The sequence below is a fragment of the Stenotrophomonas maltophilia genome, assembly GCF_047497515.2.
In the GTDB taxonomy this organism is placed as follows: domain Bacteria; phylum Pseudomonadota; class Gammaproteobacteria; order Xanthomonadales; family Xanthomonadaceae; genus Stenotrophomonas.
In genome coordinates this window covers 37527-57393 of sequence record NZ_JAXAXL020000019.1, presented here as the reverse complement: position 1 = coordinate 57393, position 19867 = coordinate 37527, and the positions used below count along the sequence as shown (strand labels likewise).

Sequence of the window (19867 nt, the reverse complement as noted above, 5' to 3'; positions counted from 1 at the left end):
GCATCAGTCATTGGCCACCACCTTCCATGTGTAACTGGAGATCACCCGCTGCCGATGCTCGGCAGACGGGAAGGACGAGCGGGCAGTCATCGCTCTCAATGCGATGCCCAGCGTCTGGAAAGATTGACGAACCAGTTTGACATTGGACACCTGGTCGTCTTCGCGCCACGAAATAGGCATGAACCTTATCCGATCCCCGCGAATGACCTGCGCGCAAAGCATCACGCAGTTGAATGTGAGGTTATCCGGGTAACGCAAGACCTCATCGATCCGCAGGCGATTCACCCGGTACATGTTGAGGCCAGCACCCAGATCGTGGATACGCCGGCGCAGGCACAGGGAGTAGATCGTGTTGAAAACGAAGTTGCCAAAAATCCGGAACCGAGAATAGCCCGGCGAATGCGAACCAGCCATGAAACGGCTTCCGAGGACCGCGTCGACGTCGAGTGCATCGGGGCGCTCAAGCACACTCCGGAAATCTGCGATGGTGCCTTGATCGTCCCCATGCAATACCACCACCCAGTCGAAGCCGTGCTCAAGTGCATACTGGAAAGCAACCTTGTGCGAACCGCCAAGACCGTAGTTGGCATCATTGGTCACCAGGGAAATATAGGCATCGCCGCGCTTGCGCGCATGCTCTGCGACAACGTGCCGTGTTGCGTCGGTACTGCCATTGTCAACGACGATCACCTGTGCCACGCAAGAACGCGCCCAGCCATCTTCCAGCTGTGCCAGCACGCGTAGGACCTGCCGCTCGCAGTTGTAGGCCGGCACAAACACCAATGTCCTATTGCTCATCTGCCTTGCTTCCTGAAATCCAGCGGGTAACGAAAAAATTGCACGCCAACGAGAGAGGCGTCACCAGTATCTTGGCGGCAATTGCCGCCGTCGTTGACTGCAGCGTGTAAGCGGAGGAAAGATGGAGTGCGATCGCCTCAATCGCCGCCGCCGACAGAAGAATATTCACCTCAGTGTAGAAGAAGTAGCCGAGAATCGGCTTCACACCGCGGCGCGCTCCGTCGAACAGCAGCACTCTCGACACCACAAACACCGCCATCGCCGCCGTCGTCGCGCTGACGAGATTGGCCAGCCCGGGCGGCAATGCCAGTGCATGGACAAGTCCAAAGAACAGGCACATGTCCAAGCACCATCCGAAGCCGGAGAACAGCACAAAGCCGAGCGCGCGCCGGGCTTCATGCCACGGCGGCCAAGGCAGCTTCATCAGTTGCTCTCCAGGGGCTCACCCGCACCAAGCGGTTCAGGATCCTCCGGAATCGCGCTCAGCGTCTCCGCAGGAATCGCCCGGACGTCCTTGGCTTCCAGTCCGGCTCCCTTCAACCACGCTCCGTCCGCGATCCAGCGACGCTTGCCGTCCTTGACATAGAACCATCCATCCTGTCGGCTTCCGTCCAGCGGTGCTCGGCGCACGACCTGCCCGTCGTAGAGATCAGCAGTGCGGACGGCCCTGCCGTTGGACGCAATGGGTCCTGTGTCGGCGGTGATCGGGCTGGGATTCTCCGCAATAGTCGCCAGCTCGGCCGCACTGATCTGCACAACATCAGCCGTTGTAAGCCCCTGCGTTTCCAACCACTTGCCGTCCAGTATCCAACGTCGCTTGCCTTCGGACACATAGAACCATCCATCGTCCTTGCCGCCACTCTGCGCCGGACGGCGCACAACTTGGCCTTCGTAACGGATGGCTGCCTCCGACGCAGGCTTGTCAAGATCATCCGACACAACTGCCGAAATCAACGGAAGGTCGGCATAGGCCCTGGTTCCGGTCTCCGCGCAGCGCGCAAGCAGCGCAGCAGTCAGTTCTTCCTTCGGCACTTCGGTTGAAAAGCCCTCAGGCGCAATTGGAATGAAGGCGCGCGGACCATCGCGCCTCGCGGTTTCGCAGATACTCTTCGTCCACGTTGGAACGGAGTGCCAATGCATGGATGGACTGGTCAACTCGAACCGTCCGGCGGAGGTCGCCAGCAACGGAACTGCCAATGCAGCTGCGACCGCTTGCCCCCACCTGCTGCGACAGGCCGTCAGCACCAGGCTGGTGAAGAACAGCAGATTCAATCCAGTGAAGTAGCGGTCCGGGAATGTGCTGTTGTAACCATCAAAGATCGCCGACAAGCCGGACCGCATGACCAGCATGGCGGCCAGATTGACCAGCGTCGCTCCCCAGAACAGGTAGAGAGGATAGCCCGCTGAAACTGCCGGCAGCTCTGCAGACTTGCGCGTCCGCCACAACTGCGCAGCTACCGCAACCGCAACTGCCACCACCATGAGCAGTACGGAGGCATCTGTCAGCGAAGAATAGAACCAGAAAACAATCGGATACAGGAGCGATCGGGCCATTGCGAACTCTACCCACGCCTCAACCTTGATCGGCATGGAGGCAGCGCCTGTATCGCTGAAGGTCTGACTGGTCAACATCAGCAACGGCAGCAGCGCGGTAAGCCCCACCAGCATGGCCGCGACCAGATCGCCACGACGGCGTTCATGCATGAATCTCAGCAACAACAACCCGCAGGCTACGCCCGCCACACCGATCCCAACTGGGAAAGTGAGCCCCGATATCAAGGAAAATACGAGGCCTGCGGCGACACCTACACGACGGCGACTGCCGGGCAAGAACAATGGCAGCAGCAGCAGTGTCTGCAGATAAGGGAACATGAATCCCAAGTTGAGGATCCGTCCATAGATCTCATTCGCATCTCCGCCCACGGGCAGAAGCGCGATTGAAAGCACGATGGCGGCCACTCCCCAGAACGGCAGGTGACCGCGGAATACGCGCACAGCCACCAGCACCATGCCTGCACTGAACATGTTCGACAACACGAACAACACAAGAGGCAGATAGTAGAGATTGCCCCCCAGGAATACGTCGATTATCCAACTTGCAATCTGCAGAAATATGATGAAACCAACGATCGGAAAGACCCTGGTATCGAACGCAGTGTCATAGAAGCCACGGGTCAACAGATCCCCAAACCAGGTGCCATCCTCGGCATACAATGATGGATAGGTGATGGGATCCACATTTCGCAGGCAGAACAGCGTGAATGCTGCAATGAAGAGCAACGTCATCCCGATCAGCCGGAGTACGTTCTTGTTTTTTGTCGATAGACTCTTCATATCTGCCGCGCTGCTGAACTGAAACGAATAGAAAGAACCGAGGCTGAGCGCCTCGGTGATTTTTCAAACAACCGCATGCTGGGGAACATGAAGCAGATGTTGCCCCCGCCCCCCCAAACAGCAGCGGACCCGTTACTGCCCCAGCGGACTCGGATCCTCCGGAATCTGGGCGAGCTCGGCCGCAGGGATCTCCATTACTTCGGCCGGACTACGACCGTGCTCGGCCAGCCAAGCGCCATTGCTGATCCATCGACGCTTGCCCTGCTCAACGAAGAACCAACCATCCTCTTTACCGCCATCACTGGCAGGCCGGCGCACGATTTTGCCCTCGTACTTTTCAGCAACCGGGTTGACGGCTGCCGGTGCAGACTCTGCAGCCGGACTTTCCGCGGCCGGGGCCGGCTGGCCTCCGGCGGCCGCCCGCTCAGCCGGAGACTTGCCGCACGCGGCAAGACCCAGTGCAATAGCCAGAACAACAACTCCATTCCTAAACTGATTCATCGAACTTGTCCCCTTTGATAGTGTTTTTCGAACGCACTTGAATCGATCAACTCAGCGATTTGCCAACGCATGGAACTGACTACCGATCGATGCAGCAGGCGGCGCGAAGACCGGCGCATCCATGAAGCTGGCAACGCGGGCAAGGCTTTCATCCCAGCCCGAGCGCGCCTTCATTTCATCCGCGGCAATTCTGCGCATTCCCTCGAGGCTTGCATGGTTCTCCAGAGCGTAAACCAGCGTCTGCGCCAGGCAATTGGCGGTGGGCGGTGAAAGCAGGCAATTGCTGCCATCACGCAACAGCCACGTATTGGCCTCGTTGTGGTTGGTCACCACGGTAGTACCGCAGGCCATCAACTCGAACGGCAGATACGAGGGATGCTTCGTCATCATCATGACGAAGCCTGCATGGCAACTGCGGTAGAGGTTACCGGTCTCGCGATAGGGCAGAAGGCCCACGCTTTCCACCACCCCAACCAGATCGAATTCAGCCGGATCCCAGCCCGTACCTGCACAGATGATCTGCACGCGATCGCCCATTCGCGCCTTTACCTTGCGCAGCGCAGCAGCAGCGAGTTCGAACGCGTTGCGGGGCGTGCCCGGGCGTGCGTAGTAGAACAGGCGCTTCACCGATGCGTGGTCGTCGCGCTCACCCGTGCCCGGGTGGAATACCGTCGTATCCACGCTTGGCTGCAGCAGGACCGCCGAACCACCGTACTGCTGCTCGTAGATTTCCTTGAGGGTCTGCGTGTTGCAGATGCCCAGGAATCCGAAGCTGTAGGTAAATTCAGCTTGTGCGTAGGTGCTGCCCGCCGGATAAAAGGCCGGCTCGAAGTCCTGCATCATGTAGAACTTCAACCCGGTGTTCTGCACACCCACCAACACATAGGCGGTGGTCCACAGAGTCGCCACGGAATAGTCCGCAGGCGGTATCTGGGCGATCTTCTCGCCACTGTCGAGCACGATCACTTCCGAATTCGCCAGCCCCGGGAATGCCTTGCCCAGGCTTTCCTGCATGGCCACCGGATCAGCCTGGCCGCAGATCAGGAATCGCTGTTTCATCCCCGATCTGCGGTGCAGGCTCTCGGCCAGGCGGAGAATGGTCATCACCCCGCCATAGAATGGATTGTCGAAGTAGGGCAGATACCAGGCACAGACCCGTTGGGCAGGGTCGGCAGCAACCCGCTCGGGGTGCTGCTGCGGTTGCGACAGGCTTGCCACATCGAGATCGATGATCTGGGCCAAGGCCAATGCATCACTGGTGTAGCCCGCCCAGATGGAAGCATTGGCGGGGACGACACGATCACCACGGAGTGCGCGAACGGCCGAAAGAATCCTTTTTTTCATTTGTTGAGCCTCAGGGGACTGACTTGGCGGAACGCCGGATTGAAGTACGGATCAGCTCGATACTTTTCGCCGTCGTTAGACCAGGCAGCCTGCGTGCCAGAAGGCATGTAGACCACAGCAAAGGGATCGATCAAGCCTCTTCCGCCGCCCGATTCGATGCTCCCGGTGCAGATACGCGTGAATGCCTGCTGCATTTCCACGTCTCCGCAAGGAAAACGTGACACAGTTTGGAACTTAGTCATCTTAAACGCAATCGCAAACGGTGAGGCAGCTCGCATGTTTCGGTACCACTGCGCACCGCCAAACCAGCCATACTCGTTTGGATGAGCGCCGTGAAGCAGTGGCGCACTGCTACCGTCAGCGGCGACAACCCGCCCAGCCTCTTCCACCCGACCGTCCTCACGGACCGCCAACGCGGAAGTCCAGGCGATATCCGGATGGTGGTGAACCCATCCCAGCAGTTCATTCAGCAGTCCTTCCGACAAGCCTAGAGCCCGGCCATCAATCAGAACGACGCCTGCCGATGCAGCATCCAGCAAATCGGCCACGGCCAACCAGCTAAACGCATCCTGCCGGCGGAGCATGAACCGGCTGTCGGGCAGATTCGCAAATGCCTGCAGTTCGGCGCTCGCCTCACCCACGTGAACAGCATGAATGCGCTTGATGCTGGAAAGGTCGGAGACCAGAAGAAGGTTCAGCGTATGCACGAGCTGCTGCGTGGTACCGGTCTGGATCACAACCACCTCGGAAGCCGATGCAAGCGGCGGCCAAGAGATGTGGAACAACCCCTGATCGGTTCGCTTCACCTGCGCAGGCAGCCCGCGGCTTGCGAAATAGTTCTTCTGCGCGCGCAACTGGCCCATGATCGCGTACGGCTTGGTCTGCAGCCCGGATGCGGTCGACGTCGGCAGGATGCGCCAATGGTAGTGAATGGACGGAACATGCAGGATCCGGCGTGCCGCAGAAGTCACGCGGAAGAAGATGTCCCAATCCTGGGCGCCATCGGTGTCCCTGTTCCATGCACCTACCTGGCGGACCACCGAGGTCCGCATGAGGTTCAGATGGGTCAGATAGTTGACCGAATGCAGCATCTCCGGACTCCACTGCGGCTTGAACAGTGCATTCATCCGGCAGGTGCCGTCAGCGTTGATGGAGTCCTTGTCCGAGTACAGGAAATCGACTTCGGCGCCCCCCTCCTGCATCGCCGCTACCATGTCGAACAGCGCCCAGGGCGTGATCGTATCGTCGTGATCGAGCAACGCGACGAACTCACCCTCCGCGTGTTCGAGCGCGGCATTGGAGTTCTCTGAAATACCGCCGTTGGCGGCCAAGAGTATCGCCTTGTGACGCGGGTCGGAGGCACAGCGCTGCTTCAGCCATTTCCATCCTTCCAGGTCGTCCACATCGGCCCACGCCAGGCAGGTTTCCCACTCACCGTAAGTCTGCAGTTCGACACTCTGCAGTGTCTCCTCCAGTACTTCGCGCGGAACCTTGTAGATTGGAATGATCAGCGACACCTGCGGGCGGTAGCTGAACGCCTGCACGGCAGAGGCCTGCTCGGCCAGTGCCTGCGGAGACAACTCGGTTACAGCGATGTAGTCGGCCAGATCCTGACAATCCGCACGCAGTGCAGGATTGAAACCTGCCTGCGGCCGGGTCAATGCAATTCCTTCGACAGAGCGCTGCTGACGGCCCAATGCACGGGCATGACGCGCTTCAGCCTTGCGGATACCCCAGTTCAGCGCGCGCGCGCGCAAGCCTCCCTGAGCATTCCAACGCTGGTAGATACGCTCGAAGGCGCGCCCTGCTTTGGCGCCAATGGTCTCAGACCGCTGCTGCGCCTGGTACAGATCCCGTGTCAGCGCAGCAATAAGATCGTCGCGATCCTTGATGTCGCCCATCAGCAGCTGGCGGCGAAGGCCCACTTCCAGCAGCCCCTGCTCGCGCTCCTGCAAGCGCAGGGCCGACTCGCTTTCGTGAGCCGTGATCGAACGCTGGTGGGCAGCGCGCTCGGCCTCAAGGCTAGCGACGACCGCAGTACGCAATTCACGCTCGTGAGCGATCTCCGCTTCCATGGCAGCCCGAGCTGAAACCTGCTCCGCTTCAAGCGCAGCCAATGCCGTCACCGCTGCGCGACGCTCGACCTGAGCGGCCATGGTCCGCTCACGTTCCTTGCCGAGTTCATGCGAGATCTCATCTGCCTTCAGCCGCAGCACCTCCCGCTCTGATTCGGCACTCTCCAGTTCCGCCTCCAGTGCGGCAACGGCAGTTGCCAGTTCATGCCGCCCATGGGAGTCCTCGACGGCGCTCTGCAGTGCCACCAGCTGCTCATTGGCGTGATGCAACTGTTGGCTTTTTTCGTTCACTGTGACGATGCTGCGCTCGTGCTCCGCGCGCACATAGGCAAGGTCGCCCTCAAGGTTGGCCACCTTGCCGCCAAGCACATGCACCTCGTTCTGCCACCAGTCCCGCGCGTAGGCCAGCGCCACGGCATGACCCAGCGCTGCGAACAGGTGGGCAACGAGGTTGCGCTGATCGCCATCAAGCGCTCCGAGCCTCTTTACCCCTTCCGGAGCGTTCTCACCGACCACCAGGACACCCAGCCCATGAGAGTGGCTGAACTCAAAGGACGGGTACTGGGAAGAGAGCTCAGCCCACAGGCGCCAGACCCCGAAATCGCCCTGCCGCTCCTGCGTGTCATGGAACAGGACCACGGCACGGTTGGACAGCTTCGGCATCCAGCTTTCAAAGTCGTGACGCACCGCCTCGTAGGTATGGAGGCCATCAATATGCAGCAGATCGACACTGCCGTCGTCGAACTTTTCCAGCGCCTGATCAAACGTGCAGCGCAGCAGCTTGGAGAAGTCGTTGTACTTTCCATCATGGTATTCACTCAGCCCTGCATGGACCGAGTTTCCATAGAACGCAGCGTGCTCATCGCCCTCCCACGTGTCCACGGCATACGCGCGCGTGCCAAGGCCCAGTTCCTGGATCGTCTGGCAGAAGCTGAGATAGGACGCGCCATAGTGGGTACCCAGCTCAACGAACATCGCCGGACGCAGTACCTCGACTATCCAGCCAGCGAAGGGAATGTGACCGTGCCAGGCGCTCGGCGGCAGCTTCAACGGCCTGATGAAGGCAGAGTTGTTCAGTTCGATCATCGTCCGTTCTCCTGTTCTTCTTTGCTCTGCGCGCTGGCAATGAACTGCTCTACGGACCCACCGCAGAGCAATGGGACCATTTCGGAAATCTTTTCAAGCGGCCAGTTCCACCACTCGATCCGCTGCAGAGCCTGGATCTGGGCATCGTCGAAGCGGTAACGCACCACTCGGGCCGGATTGCCCACCACTACAGCGAAAGGCGGCACGTCCTTCGCCACAACAGCCCTCGCGCCGATGATGGCGCCATTGCCTACAGTCACTCCTGACATGATCGTGGCGCCATGTCCTATCCAGACGTCGTTGCCGATGCGGGTCGGGCCACGCGTGGCCGGATGACCGTCGGCATGCGCTTCCGGATGGCCAAGCGCGATCCGCAAGGGAAACGTCGTGACCCACTGCGCGTTGTGCTCGCCGCCGCCAAAGATCGCAACCTCGTCGGCAATGGAACAGAACGCACCAATGCTGATCGATTCATGCTCAGCCCATATGCGGAAATTCGGGCTGCCATAGGTGAACCGACCGATCTGGATGCGCGGATCGTGAACCACCGTTTCAGGAATAAGGGAACCGGTCATGCGGACTCCCCGCTGGTGCCCAGCGACTTGACGGCCACACGCTCGAATGGGACGCCAACCAGACCATAACGCAGCTTGGTCGATGCCACCTTTATCAGCACGGCATCGTGCAGCCAATGATGCTGGACATTGTCCCAGGGATTGCCTTCCGCGATCGAGACCGTCATCGAGTAGTCACCGTCAGGCAGAAGCGGAATGGTGAAATCGAACTCGGCTTCCAGCGTTTCTCCTGCGGCCATGGAGCAAGGCTGAGGGACGTACGTATAGGTGTGCTCACCGAAAAGGGACTGCCCCAGGCGATCCTTGACGAAGAAACCGATGATGGTGCTTTCGAGTGCACGTACCGCCGACGCCCGTATCCGCAGCGTTACCTGTTCGCCCCCACGGAATACGTTCAGCGGGCTCAGACCACGGTCCAGCAGCTCGACCGATTCGATGCGGGCCGCCTCGGACGTCCAACCATCGGAATTGTGGATGTTGGAGAACAATGTGAGCTTGGTTTCTTCCTCAACCTGGCTTGCCTCCCTGCGCTCGGGAGCCACCTGCTCCTTGGGTCGCTCGCCCTTGATGCTCTTGAGCTTTACTGCTTCGCCATAGACTTCCTGCGCGCAATACTCGATGTACTCAGTCACAACATCCTGCGCCGATGCGTGCATGCGCACGTGACCCTTATCCAGCCAGATGGCGCGGTCACAGAAGTTCAGGACCGATCCGGTATCGTGGCTCACAAACAACAAGGTTCCACGCTCGCGGAAGGAGCGCAGGAAGCGCATGCATTTCTGCACGAACACGCTGTCGCCAACAGCCAGCGCCTCGTCTACGATCATGATGTCGGCATCGACATGGGCAATTACCGCAAAGGCAAGCCTCACATACATGCCGCTTGAGTACACCTTCACCGGCTGGTTGACGAAATCACCGATATCGGCGAACGCAAGAATGTCCTCGTAGCGGTCGTCGATCTCCTGGCGCGTAAGGCCCAGCAGAGTGGCACTCATGTAGACGTTTTCGCGGCCGGTGAACTCAGGATTGAAGCCGGCACCCAGCTCAAGCAGTGCTGCTACGCGTCCGTGAATATGGGCACTTCCGGTCGTCGGCGTCAGCGTCCCGCAGATGAGCTGCAGAAGCGTTGATTTTCCCGCGCCGTTGCGGCCGACGATGCCGACAGCTTCCCCCCGACGCACGTCAAAGCTGACGTCCCGCAATGCCCAGTATTCACGGAAATAGTCACGTCGTGCCCGACCCATAAGTCCCGAGAAACGCGGAAGGATGAACTGTTTCAGTCGATCGCGCGGATGCTCATAGATCTGGTAAAGCTTGGAGAGCGACTCCACGTGGATGGCCACAGGCCGCTCTTGCGGCGCTTGCACATTGCCCGTTGCATTGGCGTCAGAGGACATCTGCAAATCCTCGTCGGGTTTTCTGGTAGACATAGAAAGCTACGCTCAAAAGTACCAACGCAGCCGCCATCGTGATGAACCACCCTGAGAGCTCCGGAATTTCACCGAAAATCAGCAGCTTGCGCGCCTGCTCCACCGGATAGGTGATGGGACTGAACCGGATCCAGGCGCGGAACTGCTCCGGCAGGCTCGAGGTGGGGTACACGATGGGAGACAGGAAGAAGAGCACCGTAGTGATCATCACCGTCAACTGGCCGATGTCCCGAAGATAGACACCGATGGCGGCGAAGAGATAGGTGAATGCCACCGTCATCAGCAGGAGGGGCAGCAGCAGCACCGGCAGCAGGAGCGCAGTCCAGGGCAAATACTGGACCATGGCGAACTGCACCACCAACAGCACGACAACGCTGATTGAAAGGTGGAAAAGCGCCGAGGCAACGGAAACCCATGGAAGGATTTCCAGCGGGAAGACAACCTTTTTCACGTAGCTGACATTGGACAGGATCAAGGACGGCGCGCGATTGATGCAATCGGCGAAGAACCCGTGAATCATCAAGCCAACGAACAGGATCAGGGCAAACTCACCCGTGGATTGCGCCGCACCACCTGCCCAGCGGACCTTGAATATCGAGGAAAACACCAGCGTGTAGACCGCGAGCATCAATAGCGGATTGAAGAACGACCACGCAACTCCAGCCAAAGAACCACGATACCGGGCGATGACTTCACGCTTGGCCAATTGATAGATCAACGAACCGTGTTTTGCCAACGAGGCCAGAAGAGCGCCGGGCCCTGCTGATTGGGTATGCATGTCAGTCATGAATTCGTATTGGGTTCGCGCGGCGGACTTGAACAGAACAACGGGGCGTAGCAGTTTCCAGAAGAAGTTCGTTCACACCAGCGCCCTCTCCAGGTCCACCTGCAGATCGCCCAGATCCTCCACGCCCACGCTCAGCCGCACCAGCGCATCGCTGATGCCCAGCTGCTCGCGGCGCGCGACCGGGATCGACGCATGCGTCATCACCGCCGGGTGGTTGACCAGGCTTTCCACGCCGCCCAGCGACTCGGCCAGGGTGAACAACTCGGTCTTCTCGCAGAAGCGCTTGGCCGCCTCGAAACCGCCCTTGAGCACGATCGAGACGATGCCGCCGTAGCCGGCCATCTGCTTGCCGGCCAGTTCGTGCTGCGGGTGCGACGGCAGGCCCGGGTAGATCACCTTCTCTACCGCCGGGTGCTTTTCCAGCCACTGGGCGAGGGCCAGCGCGTTGGCGCAGTGCGCCTTCATGCGCAGCGGCAGGGTCTTCAGGCCACGCAGGGCCAGGAAGCTGTCGAACGGGCCCTGCACGCCACCCACCGAGTTCTGCAGGAAGGCCATCTGCTCGGCCAGTTCGGCGTTGTCGCCGACCACCACCATGCCACCAACCATGTCCGAGTGGCCGTTGAGGTACTTGGTGGCCGAGTGCAGGACCAGGTCCGCGCCCAGTTCCAGCGGACGCTGCAGCATCGGCGAGGCGAAGGTGTTGTCGACCACCACGATCAGGCCATGGCGCTTGGCGATGGCGGTGATCGCGGCGATGTCGACGATCTTCAGCATCGGGTTGGTCGGGGTCTCGATCCACACCATCTTCGTCTTCGACGTGATGGACGCTTCGAATGCCGCCAGATCGGTCAGGTCGACGAAGCTGAAGTCCAGCCCGGCGGTGCGCCGGCGCACACGCTCGAACAGGCGGAAGCTGCCACCGTAGATGTCATCCATCGCCACCACGTGGCTGCCGGCATCCAGCAGCTCGATCACGGTGGAGCTGGCGGCCATGCCCGAGGCGAAGGCGAAGCCGCGGGTACCGCCTTCCAGCGACGCCACGCAACGCTCGTAGGCGAAGCGGGTCGGGTTGTGGGTACGCGAGTACTCGAAGCCCTGGTGCTCGCCCGGGCTGGACTGGGCATAGGTCGAGGTGGCGTAGATCGGCGGCATCACCGCGCCGGTGCTCGGATCGGGCGACTGGCCGCCGTGGATGGCCAGCGTGGCCAGAGCCAGCGCGCGGTCGGGCGAAGAGGAGTTGGACATGTCGTTTCCTGAATGGCGCCGACGTACGGCGCCGTCAAAGGATCGGGAGTCTATCAGCGCAGCCTTAACAAGCTTTGACGCAAATAAACCGGAATTCAGCAGCGATCTGCAGCGATCAGCGGCTTACTGCACGCGGCGGCGCAGATAGTTCAGCAGGTCGATGCGGGTGATCAGGCCCAGGAACACATCACCGTCCATCACGATCGCCACCTGGCCGCGGTCGAACACCGGCAGCAACGCCTCGATCGGCGACTTCACGTCCAGCCGGTCCAGCTTGCTGACCATTGCGGTCGCCACCGGGTCGCGGAAACGCGCTTCATCGCCGTAGACGTGCAGCAGCACGTCGCTTTCGTCGACGATACCGACCAGCTGGTCGCCGTCCATCACCGGCAGCTGCGACACGTCGTACAGCTTCATGCGCTGGTAGGCGGTGGTCAGCAGGTCGTTCGGGCCGATCACCACGGTGTCGCGCTGGCCGTACGGGCGCAGGATCAGGTCGCGCAGGTCGCCGTGCTGCGGGCGCTGCAGGAAGCCGTTGTCCAGCATCCAGTAGTCGTTGTACATCTTCGACAGGTACTTGTTGCCGGTATCACACACCAGCACCAGCACCTTCTTCGGCGTGGTCTGTTCCTTGCAGTACTTCAGCGCTGCGGCCAGCAGGGTACCGGTGGACGAACCGCCGAGGATGCCTTCCTTGCCCAGCAGCTCGCGCGCGGTGTGGAAGCTCTCGGCGTCGCTGATGGCATAGGCCTTGGTGACGCGGCTGAAGTCGGAGATCGACGGCAGGAAGTCCTCGCCGATGCCCTCCACCAGCCAGCTGCCCGACTTGTCGTTGAGCACGCCGTCATTGATGTATTCGGCCAGGATCGAGCCGACCGGATCGGCCAGCACCAGCTCGGTCTTCGGCGACAGGGTGGCGAAGGCACGCGACAGGCCGGTCATGGTGCCGGAGCTGCCGCAGCCGAACACGATCGCGTCCAGATCGCCGCCCATCTGCTCCAGGATCTCCGGACCGGTACCGAATTCGTGCGCGGCCGGGTTGTCCGGGTTGCCGAACTGGTTGATGAAGTACGCGCCCGGGGTCTGCTCGGCGATGGTCTTGGCCAGGTCCTGGTAGTAGTCGGGGTGACCCTTGGCCACGTCCGAACGGGTCAGGCGCACTTCGGCCCCCATCGCCTTCAGGTTGAAGATCTTCTCGCGGCTCATCTTGTCGGGAACGACAAGGATCAGCTTGTAGCCCTTCTGCTGCGCGACCAGGGCCAGGCCCAGGCCGGTGTTGCCCGCGGTGCCCTCGACCAGGGTCGCGCCCGGCTTCAGGTCGCCGCGCTTCTCCGCCGCCTCGATCATCGACAGGCCGATGCGATCCTTGATCGATCCGCCCGGGTTGGCACTTTCGAGCTTCAGGTAGAGCTCGCAGACGCCGGCATCCAGCCGCTGGGCCTTGACGATCGGGGTCTGGCCGATGAGTTCGAGGACGGAAGAATGAATGGGCATTCGGAAGACTTTCGATTCGCGCCACAGAGGGCCGGACCGATGATTATCCGTCGGATGGCGATGAATGTCAGGTCGGCGCGGAGCCGGGCCCGAAGCCCGCAAAAAGGGATGCGGACGGCCCCGGATCGACGAGGAGACCGGTACCGCCCGCATCGGTGAGTTGTGCCTGCAGGCCAAGGCACCACCGCCTGTGGTGCCTTGGCGCGGCCGCCTCATCGGCGGTACCGCGATGCCGGGCGGAACGCCCGGCGGGGCCATCAATGGCCGGGTCACGCCATTCCGGGCGTGACGGCATGCGTCAAAGCATGGGGGACGTGCTTGCGAGCGGCGTTTCGTACATTCGCAGAAGTCGTTGCTTGGCCAGCAGCTTCTCACGCTTCATGCGACCCAGGGTGACATCATCGATCGGGAGTACACCCAACTCCGCGTCCATGCACTTCTTGTTCAACTTGCGGTGCTGGTCATGGAGTGCCCTGAACTCCGGATCACGCGCGCGACGGGCGTCGATCTCGCTCTGGGGCTGATCTTCAAACATGATGGACCTCCTTCGACAGATACACGAACGCCCCGGCCGCAAGGCACGGGGCGTTGTTCATGGAGGAGCGCCGGTCAATGGCCACATGGGTGCCCACAACGACCTGCGGCACTGGCCTGCGCACGTCGGTCTGCTGCGGTTCGCGCCCTGCTTGCATCGGCCCGGCCCTCCCATCGTCCGGTCCGCGGCATTGCGTCCCGGACGATTCACCCTACGCCTGCTCAAGGCGGGGTACAAGACCCCTGCGGCAAAAAGACCGAACCCCGCCGGGGCGGGGTTCAGGCTGAATGCTCATCACAACGAAAAACAAACAATATCAATGGATTACGGAGCGATGATGACCTCGGCCGAGCGCGCCTTGGTGGAGGCCGCCTTCTTGCCGCTGACCTGGATCCGGTTGCTGGCGACACCGGCCGCGACCAGGGCGTCACGCAGCGCCTCGGCACGCTTCTGGCCCACGCCGTTGGCGGCGTCATAGGCCTCGATGCGCAGGCGGCCCTTCTTGCCGATGTTCAGGTACTCGGCCAGCGCCTTGGCCTGGTTGCGGGCGCCGCCGGACAGGCTGGAGGCACCCGCGGCGAACGCGTCACCATTGAAGGTGAAGACTTCACCGCGGCCATCGAACTTCGAAGCCGGCAGCTTCTGCCCGGACACCAGCTCGGCTTCCTCGCGGGCCAGCTTGGCGGCGTTCTGCTGGGCGGCGCTGAGCCGCTGCTGCTGCTTGCCGGCCACGCTGGTCAGGGCGTTCTCGGCATCCTGGCGGGCCAGGGTCTCGGCCTCGGCAGCCTGGCGCAGGCGCTCGGCCTCCTCGGCCTGCATCTGTGCCTGCATGCGCAGCTGTTCGGCCTCCTGGCGGGCACGGGCGGCATCACGGCGGCTGGCCTCGATCAGCAGGTCGCCGCGGGTGCGCTCCAGGCGGTCGACCTCACGCGTGGCCAGTGCGGTGCGCACGGCGGTTTCAGCGATCTCGACCCGGCGCTCGGCCAGATAGGTCGCCAGTTCCTGGTCGCGGCGCTTGGCCTTGTCCAGGGTGGCGATGGCCTGCTGGGCCTGCATGCGCTCGAAGGCACCCAGCTCGGCGGTGTCGGGGTTGGCCTGGATGGCCATCAGGCGCTGGCTGAGCTGCGCCACCATCGGGTTCTCGGCGGCCACGGCCAGGGTCGGCAGCGCCAGCAGCGCGGCCAGGGTTGCGGCGGTCATCGGCTTCACCGGCGATCCTCCCCGGTCGACAGCTGGCGTTGCAGCTGGTTGACCTCATTGCGGCGCAGCTGCAGCTGTGCGGTGACGGTGGCTTCCTCGCTGCGGGCGCGGGCCAGGTCGGCATCGGCGGCGGCGCGCAGGGCCATCGCCGGGGCGTTCTTGCGCTCGCGGCGGTCACCGGCGGCGCGCTGGGCCTGCTCCAGCCCCTGCCGGGCCAGCCCGATCAGGTCCGGGGCGTACTGGTCGGCGTCGGCCTGGGTGGCCTTGTCCACCGCCTGCCGGGCCTGCGCCAGTTCCAGCGCGGCGTCCTGCGCCCAGGCGGGGGCAGACAGTGCGAATGCAAACGCCATCACATACAGGCCATGGCGAATTCGTGCGAAGCTAAGTCGTTTCATTGGGGAGGCCGTACCGGTTGTCGGTTCACGGCCATTGTCGTCAAGCCGACACCGTGCTGGCAACGGGCGTCGGCCGTTTCGTTGGGGAAAATTCGCAATGGATATCGGCTACTTCCTGAAGCTGATGACCGAAAAGAACGCTTCGGACATGTTTCTGACCACCGGGGCACCGGTCTACATCAAGATCGAGGGGAAGCTTTATCCGCTGGGCAACACCGGCCTGCCGCCGGGCATGGTCAAGAAGATCGCCTACTCGCTGATGGACGAAGGCCAGGTGCCGCAGTTCGAGCGCGAGCTGGAGCTCAACATGGCCATCGCCCTGCCCGATGCCGGTCGCTTCCGCGTCAACGTGTTCAAGCAGCGGGGCGAGGTCGGCATGGTCATCCGCGCCATCCGCAGCCGGATTCCGAGCATCGAGGAGCTGAACCTGCCGCAGGTGCTGAAGGACGTCATCATGACCCCGCGCGGGCTGGTGCTGGTGGTGGGGTCCACCGGTTCCGGCAAGTCCACTTCGCTGGCGTCGATGATCGACCACCGCAACAGCACCACCACCGGGCACATCCTCACCATCGAGGACCCGATCGAGTACCTGCACAAGCACAAGATGTCGATCGTCAACCAGCGCGAGGTCGGGCTGGACACCCATGCCTTCCACAACGCGTTGAAGAACGCGATGCGTGAAGCGCCCGACGTGATCCTGATCGGCGAGATCCTGGATGCCGAGACGATGGAGGCGGCGATCGCCTTCGCCGAGACCGGCCACCTGTGCCTGGCCACCCTGCACTCCAACAACGCCGACCAGACCATCGAGCGCATCCTCAACTTCTTCCCGGAAAGCGCCCACAAGAACGTGCTGATGAACCTGGCGCTGAACCTGCGTGCGGTGATCAGCCAGCGCCTGGTGAAGAACAAGGAGGGCCGCCGCCTGCCGGCCACCGAGGTGCTGCTCAACACGCCGATGATCCGCGACCTGCTGCGCCGCGGCCAGGTGCACGAGATCAAGGCGGCGATGGAAGCCTCGCTGGAGGAAGGCATGGAGAGCTTCGACCAGTGCCTGTTCCGGCTGGCCAAGGCCGGCACCATCGAGCAGGAGGAAGCGCTGCGCGCGGCCGACTCGCGCGACGGGCTTGCGCTGAAATTCCGCCTGTCCGAAGGCAGCAACGGCGAGCACGACCCGTACGCCGATTTCTCGGCCGGCGCACCCAGCATCACCCACGGCTTCTGACCCCTCCGTCCCGTTTTCCTGAAGAGTTCAGGGGCGGTCTCATCCAATGAGACCGCCCATCCGTAGGTTTCCGCAATGGAAACCATCCGCAAGCTGGCCATCCTGGCCGACGCCGCCAAGTACGACGCCTCCTGCGCCTCCAGCGGTTCGGGAAAGCGCGATTCGCGCGCCAGCGGCGGCATCGGCAGCACCGAGGGCATGGGCATCTGCCACAGCTATACGCCGGATGGCCGTTGCGTATCGCTGCTGAAGATCCTGCTGACCAACTTCTGCATCTACGACTGCGCCTACTGCGTGAACCGCGTTTCCAGCAACGTGGCCCGGGCGCGCTTCAGCGTGGACGAAGTGGTCGCGCTGACCCTGGACTTCTACAAGCGCAACTACATCGAAGGGCTGTTCCTCTCCAGCGGCATCATCCGCAATGCGGACTACACGATGGAGCAGATGGTGGAGGTCGCCCGGCGGCTGCGCGAGGAGCACCGCTTTGCCGGCTACATCCACCTCAAGACCATTCCCGAAGCGTCGCCGGAACTGCTGGCCAGTGCCGGCCGCCACGCCGACCGCCTGTCGATCAACGTGGAACTGCCCACCGAGGCCGGGCTGAGCGCGTTGGCGCCGGAGAAGACCGTTCATTCGATCCGCGGTGCGATGGGCGAGCTGCGCTGGCGGATCGAGGAAGCGCAGGAGGCACGCAAGGCCCCGTCCGCGTTGGCACCGGCAGTCACCCGCAGCGCGCGGCCGAAGCCGCCCCGTTTCGCGCCGGCCGGCCAGAGCACGCAGATGATCGTCGGTGCCGATGGCGCCAGCGACCAGCAGATCCTGACCAGCGCCGACAGCCTGTACGGCAACTACCGCATGCGCCGGGTCTACTATTCCGCGTTCAGCCCGATTCCCGATGCCAGCCGGCAACTGCCACTGCAGCCGCCGCCCTTGCAGCGCGAACACCGGCTGTACCAGGCCGACTGGCTGTTGCGCTTCTATGGCTACGGCGTGGACGAGATCACCGACACCACGCAGGGCGGAATGCTCGATCTGGATATCGATCCGAAGATGGCCTGGGCGATCCGCCATCCCGAGCGCTTCCCGGTCGACCTGAACCGTGCACCGAAGGAAATGCTGCTGCGGGTGCCCGGGCTGGGGGTGCGCAATACCAAGCGCGTGCTGATGGCCCGCCGCCATGGGCGCCTGCGCGTGGCCGACATCGCCCGCCTGAAGGCGCCGATGAGCAAACTGCTGCCGTTCGTGCTGCTGGCCGACCATCACCCGCGCAAGGCGCTGGATGATCCGGCCGCGCTGCGTGCGCAGCTGGCCCCGCCTCCGCGCCAGGGATCGCTGTTCGATGCACCGCCGGCAGCCTGACGCGCAGCGCTGGTCACAGCGGGTGGACCCGGCGTGGTCGCTGCAGGCCTGGCGCGACGGCGCGCGCGATGCGTTGCTGCGCGGCGTGCGGCCCGAGCAGCTGGATTGGTTGGAAGGCAGCGAGGCTTCGCTGCTGGATGCGCCACCGGTGCAGCAGGCACCGGTGCCGGCAAACGCTAGCGTTCCCGGCGTCCCGCGCGAATTCCTGGAGCTGGCCGCCACCTGCCTGTGCCATAGCGAACCGCAGCGCCTGTCACTGCTGTACCGGCTGCTGTGGCGGATCACCCATGGCGAGCGCGCGGTGCTGACCAATCCGGCCGATGCCGATGTGCTGCGTGCGATGGCCTTGGCCCAGGCCGTTCGCCGTGACACGCACAAGATGAAGGCATTCGTGCGCTTTCGCGAGGTTCCGGGCCAGCCCGAAGCGTTCATCGCGTGGTTCGAACCCCAGCACCACATCGTCGATCGGGTGGCACCCTTCTTCGCGCGCCGCTTCACTGGCATGCGCTGGGCCATCCTGACGCCGTCGCGCAGCGTCGCATGGGACGGGCAGGCACTTGCCTTCGGCGCAGGGGCACGGCGGGAGGACGCCCCGGCCGAGGACGCGCGCGAGGCGCTGTGGCAGACCTACTACGCCAGCATCTTCAATCCGGCACGGCTCAATACACGGATGATGATGCAGGAGATGCCGGCCAAGTACTGGCGGCACCTGCCCGAGGCGCAGCTGCTGCCGCGCCTGGTACGCGATGCGGGCGATCGCGTGCAGGAAATGCACGATCGGCCGTCACAGGCGCCGCAGCGCAGGATTCCCGTGCGTGGGGAGGCCGCGATATCGCCCCCCGATACCCGCAGCCTGCAGAATCTGCGGCAACAGGCCAGCGCCTGCCGCCAGTGCCCGTTGTGGGAGACCGCTACGCAGACGGTGTTTGGCCAGGGGCCGGCCGATGCACGGGTGATGGTGATCGGCGAGCAGCCCGGTGATACCGAGGATCTGCGTGGCCTGCCGTTCGCCGGTCCGGCCGGGCAGCTGCTGGACCGCGCCCTGGCCGAACTGGGCATCGATCGCGCCACGTTGTACCTGACCAACGCGGTGAAGCACTTCCACCATGAGCGTCGCGGCAAGATCCGGCTGCACAAGCGTCCGGAAAGCCGCCACATCCAGGCCTGCCGGCCGTGGCTGATGGGCGAGATCGCGCGGGTGCGGCCGCAGGTCATCGTCTGCCTCGGCGCAACCGCGGCAGCCTCGGTGTTCGGCCGCGATTTCAACCTGTCGCGGGACCGTGGACGCTGGCAGACGCTGGAGGACGGCACCCAGGGCTACGCCACCGTGCACCCGGCGTGGGTACTGCGGCAGGGCGATGACGTACGCCGCGAGGCGGCCTATCGGTTGTTCCGCGATGACCTGGCCCGATTGCAGCAAAAAGGGGACGGAGGGAATTAAGGCGTTTGTGGCACAAACGCCTTAATTCCCTCCGTCCCCT

Annotated in this window: 17 protein-coding genes; 3 read left to right on the top strand and 14 right to left on the bottom strand. The window is 62.7% G+C overall.

Annotated elements, in window-relative coordinates; translation table 11 throughout:
• Positions 1–3 precede the first annotated feature (3 nt).
• The 14 genes from ACMZPQ_RS19850 to ACMZPQ_RS19785 form a co-directional block, all read right to left on the bottom strand.
• Positions 4–798 (bottom strand): glycosyltransferase, encoded by a 795-nt coding sequence (locus tag ACMZPQ_RS19850; protein ID WP_197580370.1) that lies wholly within the window; start codon positions 796–798, stop codon positions 4–6.
• Positions 788–1222, bottom strand: a complete 435-nt coding sequence (locus ACMZPQ_RS19845; RefSeq protein ID WP_197580371.1) for a GtrA family protein — start codon at positions 1220–1222, stop codon at positions 788–790. Before ACMZPQ_RS19845 ends, ACMZPQ_RS19850 begins: the two co-directional genes overlap by 11 nt.
• Entirely contained in the window at positions 1222–3132 is a 1911-nt protein-coding gene (locus tag ACMZPQ_RS19840) for a hypothetical protein (protein ID WP_197580372.1), read from the bottom strand. The genes ACMZPQ_RS19845 and ACMZPQ_RS19840 overlap by 1 nt, the downstream gene beginning before the upstream one ends.
• Before the next feature lie 132 nt (positions 3133–3264).
• Positions 3265–3633: a hypothetical protein gene (locus ACMZPQ_RS19835; RefSeq protein WP_197580373.1), complete on the bottom strand. Its 369-nt coding sequence runs from the start codon at positions 3631–3633 to the stop codon at positions 3265–3267.
• A gap of 51 nt (positions 3634–3684) precedes the next feature.
• Complete coding sequence (locus tag ACMZPQ_RS19830) at positions 3685–4977, bottom strand: rhamnosyltransferase WsaF family glycosyltransferase (protein ID WP_312645403.1); 1293 nt, start codon at positions 4975–4977, stop codon at positions 3685–3687.
• Complete coding sequence (locus ACMZPQ_RS19825; protein WP_197580375.1) at positions 4974–8138, bottom strand: class I SAM-dependent methyltransferase; 3165 nt, start codon at positions 8136–8138, stop codon at positions 4974–4976. Before ACMZPQ_RS19825 ends, ACMZPQ_RS19830 begins: the two co-directional genes overlap by 4 nt.
• On the bottom strand, positions 8135–8713 hold the full coding sequence (locus ACMZPQ_RS19820; protein ID WP_197580376.1) for a CatB-related O-acetyltransferase: 579 nt from the start codon (positions 8711–8713) through the stop codon (positions 8135–8137). Before ACMZPQ_RS19820 ends, ACMZPQ_RS19825 begins: the two co-directional genes overlap by 4 nt.
• Positions 8710–10113, bottom strand: coding sequence for an ABC transporter ATP-binding protein (locus ACMZPQ_RS19815; RefSeq protein WP_197580377.1), 1404 nt, complete (start codon positions 10111–10113; stop codon positions 8710–8712). Before ACMZPQ_RS19815 ends, ACMZPQ_RS19820 begins: the two co-directional genes overlap by 4 nt.
• Positions 10103–10933, bottom strand: a complete 831-nt coding sequence (locus ACMZPQ_RS19810; RefSeq protein WP_312645411.1) for an ABC transporter permease — start codon at positions 10931–10933, stop codon at positions 10103–10105. The genes ACMZPQ_RS19815 and ACMZPQ_RS19810 overlap by 11 nt, the downstream gene beginning before the upstream one ends.
• Positions 10934–11005: 72 nt before the next feature.
• Positions 11006–12178 (bottom strand): cystathionine gamma-synthase, encoded by a 1173-nt coding sequence (locus ACMZPQ_RS19805; protein WP_197580378.1) that lies wholly within the window; start codon positions 12176–12178, stop codon positions 11006–11008.
• A gap of 123 nt (positions 12179–12301) precedes the next feature.
• Positions 12302–13672, bottom strand: coding sequence for a pyridoxal-phosphate dependent enzyme (locus ACMZPQ_RS19800; RefSeq protein ID WP_197580379.1), 1371 nt, complete (start codon positions 13670–13672; stop codon positions 12302–12304).
• Positions 13673–13970: 298 nt separating this feature from the next.
• Entirely contained in the window at positions 13971–14207 is a 237-nt protein-coding gene (locus tag ACMZPQ_RS19795) for an HP1242/YdcH family protein (protein ID WP_197580380.1), read from the bottom strand.
• A 324-nt stretch (positions 14208–14531) separates the two neighbouring features.
• Positions 14532–15416, bottom strand: a complete 885-nt coding sequence (locus ACMZPQ_RS19790) for an OmpA family protein (protein WP_197580381.1) — start codon at positions 15414–15416, stop codon at positions 14532–14534.
• Positions 15413–15802 carry a DUF4398 domain-containing protein gene (locus tag ACMZPQ_RS19785; RefSeq protein WP_197580382.1) on the bottom strand — a complete coding sequence of 130 codons (390 nt, stop codon included), beginning with the start codon at positions 15800–15802 and terminating at the stop codon, positions 15413–15415. Before ACMZPQ_RS19785 ends, ACMZPQ_RS19790 begins: the two co-directional genes overlap by 4 nt.
• A 97-nt stretch (positions 15803–15899) precedes the next feature.
• Here ACMZPQ_RS19785 and ACMZPQ_RS19780 point away from each other — a divergent pair, with 97 nt between their 5' ends.
• The 3 genes from ACMZPQ_RS19780 (at position 15900) to ACMZPQ_RS19770 (ending at position 19827) form a co-directional block, all read left to right on the top strand.
• On the top strand, positions 15900–17027 hold the full coding sequence (locus ACMZPQ_RS19780; RefSeq protein ID WP_099596198.1) for a PilT/PilU family type 4a pilus ATPase: 1128 nt from the start codon (positions 15900–15902) through the stop codon (positions 17025–17027).
• Between the two features lie 75 nt (positions 17028–17102).
• Positions 17103–18386 (top strand): putative DNA modification/repair radical SAM protein, encoded by a 1284-nt coding sequence (locus tag ACMZPQ_RS19775; RefSeq protein ID WP_197580384.1) that lies wholly within the window; start codon positions 17103–17105, stop codon positions 18384–18386.
• Positions 18367–19827, top strand: coding sequence for a UdgX family uracil-DNA binding protein (locus ACMZPQ_RS19770; protein ID WP_197580385.1), 1461 nt, complete (start codon positions 18367–18369; stop codon positions 19825–19827). Before ACMZPQ_RS19775 ends, ACMZPQ_RS19770 begins: the two co-directional genes overlap by 20 nt.
• The last annotated feature ends 40 nt before the right edge of the window (positions 19828–19867 follow it).